General features: G+C 41.9%; 14 protein-coding genes. 6 read left to right on the top strand and 8 right to left on the bottom strand.

Going from position 1 to position 10,062, the window contains the following annotated elements:
• Positions 1 to 897: 897 nt before the first annotated feature.
• Genes Q9Q35_RS01685 through rsmG form a run of 7 tightly spaced genes read right to left on the bottom strand, consistent with a single transcriptional unit; the run spans position 898 to position 6,197 of the window.
• Positions 898 to 1,620 (bottom strand): DUF1129 family protein, encoded by a 723-nt coding sequence (locus Q9Q35_RS01685; RefSeq protein WP_304651854.1) that lies wholly within the window; start codon positions 1,618 to 1,620, stop codon positions 898 to 900.
• A 19-nt stretch (positions 1,621 to 1,639) separates the two neighbouring features.
• A complete protein-coding gene (gene ychF, locus Q9Q35_RS01690; RefSeq protein ID WP_304651855.1) occupies positions 1,640 to 2,740 on the bottom strand; it encodes a redox-regulated ATPase YchF in 1,101 nt (366 codons plus the stop codon).
• Positions 2,741 to 2,765: 25 nt separating this feature from the next.
• On the bottom strand, positions 2,766 to 2,951 hold the full coding sequence (locus Q9Q35_RS01695; RefSeq protein ID WP_010688392.1) for a DUF951 domain-containing protein: 186 nt from the start codon (positions 2,949 to 2,951) through the stop codon (positions 2,766 to 2,768).
• Positions 2,952 to 2,964: 13 nt separating this feature from the next.
• Entirely contained in the window at positions 2,965 to 3,846 is an 882-nt protein-coding gene (locus Q9Q35_RS01700; protein WP_304651856.1) for a ParB/RepB/Spo0J family partition protein, read from the bottom strand.
• Positions 3,836 to 4,603: a ParA family protein gene (locus Q9Q35_RS01705; protein WP_304651857.1), complete on the bottom strand. Its 768-nt coding sequence runs from the start codon at positions 4,601 to 4,603 to the stop codon at positions 3,836 to 3,838. Before Q9Q35_RS01705 ends, Q9Q35_RS01700 begins: the two co-directional genes overlap by 11 nt.
• 11 nt (positions 4,604 to 4,614) lie before the next feature.
• A complete protein-coding gene (gene noc / locus Q9Q35_RS01710; RefSeq protein ID WP_304651858.1) occupies positions 4,615 to 5,451 on the bottom strand; it encodes a nucleoid occlusion protein in 837 nt (278 codons plus the stop codon).
• Positions 5,452 to 5,453: 2 nt separating this feature from the next.
• A complete protein-coding gene (gene rsmG / locus Q9Q35_RS01715) occupies positions 5,454 to 6,197 on the bottom strand; it encodes a 16S rRNA (guanine(527)-N(7))-methyltransferase RsmG (RefSeq protein WP_304651859.1) in 744 nt (247 codons plus the stop codon).
• Positions 6,198 to 6,334: 137 nt separating this feature from the next.
• On the opposite strand from rsmG, the gene Q9Q35_RS01720 reads away from it, so the two are divergent.
• The 4 genes from Q9Q35_RS01720 to Q9Q35_RS01735 all read left to right on the top strand — a co-directional run bounded on the left by Q9Q35_RS01720 (position 6,335) and on the right by Q9Q35_RS01735 (position 8,826).
• Complete coding sequence (locus Q9Q35_RS01720; RefSeq protein ID WP_304651860.1) at positions 6,335 to 7,114, top strand: alpha/beta hydrolase; 780 nt, start codon at positions 6,335 to 6,337, stop codon at positions 7,112 to 7,114.
• A 14-nt stretch (positions 7,115 to 7,128) separates the two neighbouring features.
• On the top strand, positions 7,129 to 7,770 hold the full coding sequence (locus tag Q9Q35_RS01725; RefSeq protein ID WP_304651861.1) for an HD domain-containing protein: 642 nt from the start codon (positions 7,129 to 7,131) through the stop codon (positions 7,768 to 7,770).
• A 424-nt stretch (positions 7,771 to 8,194) separates the two neighbouring features.
• Positions 8,195 to 8,449: a hypothetical protein gene (locus Q9Q35_RS01730; RefSeq protein WP_304651862.1), complete on the top strand. Its 255-nt coding sequence runs from the start codon at positions 8,195 to 8,197 to the stop codon at positions 8,447 to 8,449.
• Positions 8,450 to 8,559: 110 nt separating this feature from the next.
• A complete protein-coding gene (locus Q9Q35_RS01735; protein ID WP_304651863.1) occupies positions 8,560 to 8,826 on the top strand; it encodes a hypothetical protein in 267 nt (88 codons plus the stop codon).
• 60 nt (positions 8,827 to 8,886) lie between these two features.
• Here Q9Q35_RS01735 and Q9Q35_RS01740 read toward each other — a convergent pair whose 3' ends face one another.
• On the bottom strand, positions 8,887 to 9,009 hold the full coding sequence (locus Q9Q35_RS01740; protein ID WP_304651864.1) for a hypothetical protein: 123 nt from the start codon (positions 9,007 to 9,009) through the stop codon (positions 8,887 to 8,889).
• Positions 9,010 to 9,188: 179 nt separating this feature from the next.
• On the opposite strand from Q9Q35_RS01740, the gene Q9Q35_RS11950 reads away from it, so the two are divergent.
• Both Q9Q35_RS11950 and Q9Q35_RS01750 read left to right on the top strand, forming a co-directional pair.
• Positions 9,189 to 9,530, top strand: coding sequence for a hypothetical protein (locus tag Q9Q35_RS11950; RefSeq protein WP_370648873.1), 342 nt, complete (start codon positions 9,189 to 9,191; stop codon positions 9,528 to 9,530).
• Between the two features lie 227 nt (positions 9,531 to 9,757).
• A partial coding sequence (locus tag Q9Q35_RS01750; protein ID WP_304651866.1) for a hypothetical protein occupies positions 9,758 to 10,062 on the top strand: 305 nt, incomplete at its 3' end.

Genomic DNA, 10,062 nt, shown 5'->3' on the forward strand with positions numbered 1-10,062 from the left:
CGGAAATTTTCTTTCAGCAGATGACCTGGCAGGCTGTTCTGCTGCCTGATCTGCCACATTTCTTCTTTTTGCCACGTCAGTCCTCCTTCCCCACTGGCAACCCATTCATAAAGATATCCCTGGCAAGGGTAACTTCCTTTGCATCATACCGGGTGTGCCGGTTCCATGACAGTTCCATCTGATACACCCCATTCTCAACTTTTTTCAGCTTCGGCATATTTACACGGAATATATAAAAATAGAAGACGAGAGTTATATCTTGAAACACGCAAGTATTATTGATACTTGGAGGGGCTGTGATTCTCTGAAGCAAGAAAAGGCATATTTTGTTGCCTACAACTGCTGCATAAAATATTATTCTAACATCTTAAAGAACAAGAACTTTTTCTCTATCTCGCGGAATAGATGCATCTCGCTGATGTTGGATCTATATGCGGAATTTGACTTCTTTTTTACTTTCCTTGATCGACTCGGCTTTTTGACGTTTTTGTCTTTCGATCCGCAAATGTTCTACTCCCTTGATGATCGCCATACTAGCTCCTCCTATCAAAAATAAACCAAGGATCACAACAACTACTAACTTGTATTTTCTTTGCATAGTGTCTCTTAATTCCTTATTTGCTCAATAATTTTCCTCTTTCTTACTTAAAACACATTGTTTTTGAATGAAATTTTAACACTAATCTTCATTAACATCCAATATTTTTATAAAAATAACCTACACTAGCAATTCTAGCGTAGGTCAATAATAGTTTGTCTAAGCATACACAAAATATAGCTACCGCTGGCAATGAAACGTAGTAAATAGTAAGGGCACCACTATGATACACTTTTTGCATCACAGTGGTGCCCTTGCTATTTATACGGCGCTGACCGCATTATCAAACACTCTTTTTACTAAAACATTACACTTCTGAAATTGTATTTCTTCTTTAGATAACGTCTTACCAAGTACCCTAAACCAGCTAAGATAGCATAAACGATCGGTTCCATCGTACGATTGATCGAAACTGGGATAAAGCTGATGATCCCAAAAGCAACGACCCAGATCAAGATCAATTCTAATGTGATCAGTAAAGTCTTGATCCAGCGCTTTTTACCCTTTTCTTTGCGGGCTGATAGCATACTACGATAGAAGAACGCTAAGCCGACCCCAGCGATCGTTGAAGTTGCTAACAAGGTGATCCAGCCACCACTGACATCAGCTTGTTGTGGCGAAAAGACGCCTAATAAGGTATACATGATACAGAACATGATAAACATGATCAAGCCGTTATCCAAAGCTAAGATCCAAAACTTAGGTAATTCAGTAGGAGCTTCTGATTTTTTAGGTCCATTGATGATCAACTCTGCTTTTTCGGTGACCGTACCGTAAAGCTTAGTTGCCACAATACCTTGCTTTTGTTTCTCCTTTAACTCTTGATACATTTCATTTAAAACTTGTTCTTTTTGTTCTGGATCATAATTTCTTTCGGTCAAAGCCTTATCCAAGTGGAAAAGGTAATCTTCATTACGCTTGGTCAGACCGGAAAACTTTCCATCACGCATCGTCACTTCAACTTCTTTAGCACGCGCTTGTTGCTGTTGTGCTGCTTTTTCATTGCGTTTACTTTCTGCCATGAACTTTTCCCCCTATCGCTTAAACGTTAAATCTAAACTCGATGATGTCACCATCTTGAACTTCATATGCTTTACCTTCAAGGCGCAAGCGACCTGCTTCTTTAACAGCTTGCATGCTACCATACTTATCTAGGTCAGCAAATGAGACCGTTTCAGCGCGGATAAAGCCACGTTCAAAGTCAGAGTGGATCACACCAGCAACTTGTGGAGCTTTCATTCCTTGTTTAAAAGTCCAAGCTCTAGTTTCCTTACCACCAGCAGTAAAGAACGTTGCCAAGCCAAGTAATTTGTAAGAAGCCCGGATCAAACGATCAAGCCCAGATTCTTCGACACCTTCCATTTCCAAGAATTCTTGCTTTTCGTCGTCATCCATTTCAGCGATCTCTTCTTCAGTTCGCGCACAAACAGCCAAAGCTTGCGAACCCTCATTTTCCGCAAATTCTTTGATCTGTTGGTAGTATTTGGAACTTTCTGGATCTGCCATATCTTCTTCGGCAATATTTGCTACGTAAAGCACTGGTTTAGAGGTCAACAAGAATAGACCCTTGACGATCTTTTGTTCATCTTCGTTAAATTCAAGTGAACGCACTGGTCGTTCTGCTTCTAAAGCTGGCTTGATCTTCTTTAAAACTTCAAATTCAGCCACCGCATCTTTATCCTTAGTACGTGCTACTTTTTCTACACGAGCATAGCGCTTGTTGACCGAATCAAGGTCGGCTAAGACTAATTCTAAATTGATCGTTTGGATATCTTCCAAAGGATCGACTTTATTAGCCACGTGGGTGATATTTTCATCATCAAAAGCCCGCACAACATGCACGATCGCATCAACTTGGCGAATATTTTCTAAGAACTTGTTACCTAGACCTTCACCCTTGCTAGCACCCTTAACGATCCCAGCAATATCAGTAAACTCAAAAGTCGTGTGTACGATCTTTTTAGCGGGAATGATCTCATCGATCCGGGCTAAACGTGGATCTGGAACTTCCACCATCCCGACGTTGGGGTCGATCGTTGCAAAAGGATAGTTCGCCATTTCAGCGCCTGCCTTTGTGATCGCGTTAAATAGTGTTGACTTGCCGACGTTTGGCAAACCGACGATACCTGCTGTTAATGCCATTTGTTTTCCACTCTTTCTTAAAAAATTATTCCCCGGCTTTTTCTAAAACTTTCTTCATCTTCTTATCGAACTCTTTACGTGGCATCATGATCAAACGTTTGCAGCCGGTGCATTGGATCTTGATGTCCATCCCCATGCGAATGATCTCCCAGCGATTGACGCCACAGGGGTGAGCCTTTTTCATTTCAACGATATCATGCAATTCATACATAAGCATCCCTCACTTAATCTAAATGAATATCTAAAATATCCAAAATGCGGTTCAAATCATCCATTGATAAATACGAAATTTCGATCTTGCCCTTTTTTGAGCGTGCCGTGCTTTTGATCGCAACATTTGTCCCGAAGCGTTCCTTTAATAAGTCTTCACTCTTTTGCAAATGTGGATCTAAAGCAACTTTTCTTTTAGCAGCTTTTTTATGGTGCTTTTCACCATTTTGTTCACTGACTAATTGTTCCAATTGACGAACGGTCAGATTTTCTTTGACCGTCTTTTTAGCTAGCTGGACCAAATTTTTCTTGTCTTTTAATGATAATAAGGTCCGGGCTTGTCCCATCGACAATTGCCCTTCTTGTAACATTGCCTTGACTTCTTGTGGTAGGCTCAACAACCGCAGATAGTTAGCAATATAAGGTCGTGACTTCCCTAAGCGTTTTGAAACTTGAGCTTGGGTCAAATGCAAGTTTTCCATCAGCGTGTTGTATGCTTGAGCTTCCTCTAAAGGTGTGAGGTCTTCACGCTGAAGATTTTCTAGCACCGCGATCTCCATCATCTCTTCTTCATCTAACTGACGCACGATCGCTGGGATCGTTTTTTTGCCAGCTAGCTTGGAAGCCCGATATCTTCTTTCGCCCGCGATCAATTCGTAACCCATCACACTTGATGAACGTACGATGATCGGTTGAAAGACACCCTGTTGTTTGATCGATTCAGCTAGTTCTGCTAACCCAGCTTCGTCAAAGATCTTCCGTGGTTGATAAGGATTTGACCGGATCTCATCGATCTTTAGTTCGATCACATTTTCTTCGGCTTGAGCATCCTCTTCAAAAGTCGAAAATAAAGCTTCTAGCCCGCGCCCTAAGGCTTTGTTTTTCTTATTTGGCATCAGTCGCCAAAACCTCCTTTGCCAAAGCTTCATAAGCTAAAGCTCCCTTAGATCTTGGATCGTAATCAACGATCGCCATACCATAACTTGGAGCTTCTGATAACTTGATATTCCGAGGGATCACTGTCTGATAAACTGTGTCGCCAAAGAAATTTTTCACTTCGGCAACGACTTGATTGCCTAGATTAGTTCTAGAATCAAGCATTGTCATCAAAACGCCCTCGATCTTTAGAGTAGGATTGAAGTGTTTTTGCACTAGTTTGATCGTATTGACTAATTGGTTCAAGCCTTCTAAAGCATAGTACTCACTTTGCACTGGGATCAAGATCGAATCACATGTCGTAAAGGCATTGATCGTCAATAAGCCCAGTGAAGGCGGACAATCCAACAAGATAAAATCATATTCATCCCTGATCAAGACCAATGCATCAGCCAAACGTTTCTCACGCGCAAACTGTGAGGCCAACTCGATCTCAGCTCCAGATAACCGGATCGTTGCTGGAACAACGTCTAACTTATCGCGTTTGGTATGTAAGATCACATCTTCTAGCTCGACTTCATTGACTAATACATCATAAACATCTTGTTTGATCTGTCCTTTATCGATCCCGATCCCACTCGTTGCATTTCCTTGGGCATCCATGTCGATCAATAACACCTTTTGCCCGAGGTCAGCAAGACTGGCAGCCAAATTAACACTGGTGGTCGTTTTACCAACGCCACCTTTTTGATTTGCTAATGCAATAACTCTTCCCAAAATTATCCCCCCTAGTCTTTAGCGACTGGAATATCAATAATGATGCGATGGAACTCTTTTGTATCTTCTTCGGTCACATTAACTCTAACGCCTGATTTTTCAACCATTTGGACCGCTTTTTTCACAGTGTTGACAGCAACTTTTTGGTTAGGTGCCACATTCTTTGTGGTCGTCTTAGCTTTTTTCTTCTTTGCCGGTTTTGGCTGGTTCAAGGCTGCGATCGCAGCTTCTGTTTCTTTGACCGACCAATCATTTTCCTTGATCTGAGCTAATAATTCTAATTGAGTAGCTTCATCTTCGACCGTCAATAAACTCCGACCATGACGTTCAGTGATCGAACGGTCTAAGATAGCATCTTGAACTTGTGTCGGTAACTTCAACAAGCGTAATTTGTTCGCTACAAACCCTTGACTTTTACCCATTTCTTTAGCTAAATGTTTTTGCGTCAATTCGTTTAACTGCATCAAATGAGCGTAAGCTTTAGCTTCTTCAACTGCCGTCAAACCTTCACGTTGTAAGTTTTCAATGATCGCTAAAGAAGCTGATTCAGCGTCACTCATCTCACGTACGATCGCTGGAACTTTTTCATAACCGAGCTTAGTTACTGCCCGAAAACGTCTTTCACCAGCAATGATCTCATATTGTTCATCATCTAACTTACGCAAAACGATCGGTTGCAATAAACCGTGATCATAGATCGTATCTGCCAATTCAGCGATACTTTCTTCACTAAAGATCGTCCGTGGTTGGTTTTGATTAGGCACGATCTTGCTCAATTCGATCTCTTGGACCCGATTTTTATCGTTTGGTTCTTCTTCTTTGTTCTTCTTAAAAAATGAAAATGCCATTTTTATTTCCTCCCTTGGGGCGCCTGCAAAGGCTGCTTAGCTGGTGTGCCTGGCTTGCGCGGATATTTATTTGGCGTTGGTTTTTTCTTTGAGATCACGATGATATGCCGTGTCTCATCACTCTTAGGTAAAGCGGTCTGGATATCTTCCTCAATTTTACCACCAAGTGTAGCCACTGCATACTTAGCATCCGCTAATTCTTCATTTGCTTTTTGCGCCTTTAATGCGATAAAACGCCCATTTAACTTGACTAATGGTAAACAAAACTCACTTAGGACCGATAAACGCGCGACAGCACGTGCCGTTACGACATCAAAACTTTCACGAGCTCCACTCTTTTTACCAGCAAATTCTTCCGCCCGAGCATGATAAAAATACGTATCTGTTAAGTTTAATTTCTGGGATAATTCTTCTAAAAATTTGATCCGTTTATTCAAAGAATCAACGATCGTGACCTTTAAATTCGGAAATGCGATCTTAAGTGGGATCGATGGAAACCCTGCCCCCGCACCAACATCACAGATGCTAAGAGGATGTGTTTGGAGATCTTTGACTTCAAGCGCCGGTAAAAGTGAATCATAGAAGTGCTTTAAATAGACCTCGTCTTGTTTGGTGATCGCAGTCAAGTTGACGTGTTCATTTGTGGCAACTAAAAATTCGTAGTAGGTTTGAAATTGTTGCATTTGCTCATCAGAAAGTTTTACTCCCTGCTTCGCCAATGCCGCTCTAAATTCTTCTGGTGTCATTTGTTCCCCTTATCTGATCTAATTGTGAAACATTGTTTGATTTATATGTTTCACGTGCTATTATAATAGTAATTTATTTAATGCGGAAATACAAGTCTCGCCCCCGCAAATCAAGCTTAAATTTGGAGGATTTTAATATGGAACAAAATAGTATCATCAATTTCAATGAACCACTTGTCCCACGCTACCCTAAGATCCAGACCAATCTTATCTATGCCTTTAAAGACGGCCGTCCCTTAACGTTAAATCTCATCACTCCCTCGATCCCCCCAAACGTTAAAGCTCATTTTCCCTTACTCATCTATGTTCCTGATATCGATGAACAAAATGTGGTCAAGATCGATGAACGTTTTGCACAAATGCTAGAGATCGCTAAACGTGGCTATGCTGTAGCCCTAGTTTCATACCGTACCAATACTGATGTTACTGCCATGGTCAAAGATATCCACTCAGCCACCCGCTTTTTACTCGATCATGCCTTCAAATACGCTCTTGATCCTTATCGCTATTTACTATTTGGCGAAGGTCTAGGAGGATATTTGAGCAGTTTGAGTATCCTAGAACAGGGGCAACAACGGGCAAATGATGAAGATGTCAGACGTTCACCTTTACGTTATAAGGGAGGGTTACTATTAGAAGCGTCGCTGACACCACGCCCTTTTTCAGGACCGTTTCTCAGTGAGTTGCTCTTACAAAATACCCAAAAATTACCACCAATTTTGATCTTAAACGGTACCGCAGACAATACGCTGACTGATAAACAAGCAACTGAGCTCTTATCAACTATCCAGTCTCGCGGAAGTGAAGTTTCATTATTCAACTTTGAAGGGGCGACTTTGAGTTCAGATGCCTTCTTCACTCCATATAGCTTAGATTTCTTATTCGAATTTATCAAGCATAGTTTCACTAAAAAATAAACGAGGTCGTTCAAATGGATCAAACACAACAATTAACACAGCTTCATACCTACACTTATGAAAAACTTTCTCACGATCACACAGGTCACGATATGGCGCACATTGAGCGCGTTGTCAAAATGGCCCGTACCTTAAATAAAAAACTCGGCGGTAATAGCTTTGTAGTCCAAGCAGCCGCTTTATTGCATGATGTTATCGATGAGAAATTATTTACCGATATTGACCAAGCTAAAGCCAGTGTTATTGCACAAATGCAGGCTTTAAGAGTGAGTCAAAGTGATCAAGATCACATCATGGAGATCATCAGTAAGATGTCGTTTTCTCACTCTTTAGCAGGCAAACAAGAGCTTAGTCTCGAAGGTCAGATCGTTCAAGATGCCGATTGGTTAGATGCGATCGGTGCGATCGGGATCGCCCGCGCCATTTATTATGGTGCGCGTCATGAAGAAAAGCTCTACGATCCCGCTATGCCACCTCGAAAAAAACTCGATAAAACGGCCTATCGTGATCTCTCAAATGAAACGATCATCAATCATTTTTACGAGAAATTATTCAAGATCAAGGATATGTTGAACACTGCTGAAGCTAAAGCGATCGCTAAAGAACGACACGAGCTAATGGTAGCATACGTTACAGCTTTTAAAGCCGATTGGTAAAGTTGGGCCATCATCAATAAAATACCTATCAGATATTTATTTCAACAAATTTAGTATAAAAATTTATTGTTTATATATTTTTAAGTATTTTGTATCTAATCCTTAAGAAAACGATTACTTTTTCTTTATCTTAAGCGCCTATACTATAACCATAAGCTAGAGCAAAACATCACACAGGTGTAGTCCTATAGCTGAAACATTACCTAGTCAGCCCCCCTTGCTACTAGGTAAACATACTCCTTTTTTCCTCCGCACTCCCCTTGCGGAGGTTTTTTTATATCACAGTGCAAAAGAATACGGGTAACTTCGTAGAAATAACCGCATCGCAGCTTTGAGGCGCATTTTGCCTAAAAGTCGCATTCTGGAACACAACAATAGAAGTGTGGGCAATTGGATACTGCACCATATAGAAAGGATGATCCTTATGAAAAGAGATATCGACCCCTATAGAGAACGTTATTTGAAATCCAAAGCTACGACTAGTGGTATTTTATGTTCAGCTTTTATCTGGTATTTGATCTTTGGTCTCTTTCATATCATTATCACTTGTTTGATACTGTGGTTTTTCTGGATCATCGTTGACCCTGTCGGACGGGTGACTGAAACTCTCAATACAACGATCCAGCAAACACAACCCCCAACAGCAACGTTACACTACACTCGAAACTACAGAAGATAATACTGATACAAGTGATATCTATGAGGCTGAATAAAATTGATGATCTTAGTTGTGAAAAATCTATTTTTGAGTAAAAATAACTTTATAACATATAAGAAAGGATGAACCAAATGGAACCAGAAAATGATCCGTACAGACACGCCTATCTCAAGGCAAAAGCTACGACTAATGGTATTATGCATTCCTTATTCAATTGGTGGTTAGCTTTTACGTTATTCAATTTAGTGGTCATCAGCCTCTTCTTGTGGGCTTATGACCCGATCGGACGTCTCAATGATGCGCTTGCACCAGTCACCCAAACACAAAAGCAAACGCAACCAGCTTCTGATCCAAATGCTGAAAGCCAAAGTAATATTTACGAAGCACCAAATGACTAACTCACTGACAAGTCACAAAAAGGCCCACGCTGAAAATTTTTCAACGTGAGCCTTTTTCGATCACTTTACAAATAACTTGTCATAAAGAACAGTAACTTCTTCTTCCGTAAAGTGGGTCAATTCTGTGACTGCAGTAATGGCCTCTTGTTTGGAATACCCCTTAGCTGTCAATCGACTAAGCATATCGCAAACGACTCTTTTTTCACCCTTGGCCCATCCCTCCATAAGGCCTTCTTTTCTGCCCTCTTTTCTACCTTCCTTTCTACCTTCTTTTCTACCTTCTTTTCTACCTTCTTTTCGCCCTTATCTATGACCCGTCGGCCCGGTGGGATCACTCGTCGTTTAGCCCCGACATAATCTGCATCAACCTCGGCACCAACGACACCTCGCTCGGCGACTACGACATAGCCCTCTACGAGCAGGCCATGAGCACATTCCACAGCCGCTTGCGCGCGCTCTATCCCGACGCCGCCATCGTGCTCCTTTCCGGCTGTATGCTCAGCCCCGAAGTGCTTGCCGACATCCGCCCCGCATTTGCCCGCATCGCCGCCGGCGACGCCAACACCTATTGCCTCAATTTCCTCCCCCACATGGACTATCTCGGCTATGGCGCCGACATGCACCCCTCCGCCGCCCAGCATCAAATCATGGGCGCCCAGCTCTCCAATTTCCTCCGCACCCTCCCCGCCGCCTCCCGTCGCTGAATTTGCGATAAAAAATACACTCGCCGTGCCGTGCAAATCATTGTGCGACACGGCGAAAAATTTAATTACGGAAAAATTTCCGAAATTATTTGTAATAGAAAAAAAGAATGACTAACTTTGCAATGTGGTGGTGAATACGTTTCCCGGCAGAAAATATATCCATGAAAATCTAAGCCGCCGCTCCAATCTTAGTTGCAGGTACTAATCGTTTCGCTTTTTTTCTATCTATGTTGCCTTTCCTTATTTTGCTGTTTGTGGTGGGTTATCTCGGCATAGCCCTCGAACATCCTATTAAAATCGACAAGTCGGCCACAGCCTTGCTCCTTGGCATGCTCATGTGGGTGGCCTATGCTCTTGCCTCAGTGTCAATTATCCCGGCTGTAAATCCCGACGCCCTCGCCGCTTATGTCAACGACGCCGGCCTTGCCGCCGCCTCGCTTCATGAGCAATGTCTCCAATATATCCTGAATGTGGATATTGTGGAGCATCTCGGCGATATCACCAAAGTCGGCTTGTTAAGATTTCTGTTTTC

It is taken from the genome of uncultured Ligilactobacillus sp. (assembly GCF_948826705.1).
Taxonomy (GTDB): domain Bacteria; phylum Bacillota; class Bacilli; order Lactobacillales; family Lactobacillaceae; genus Ligilactobacillus.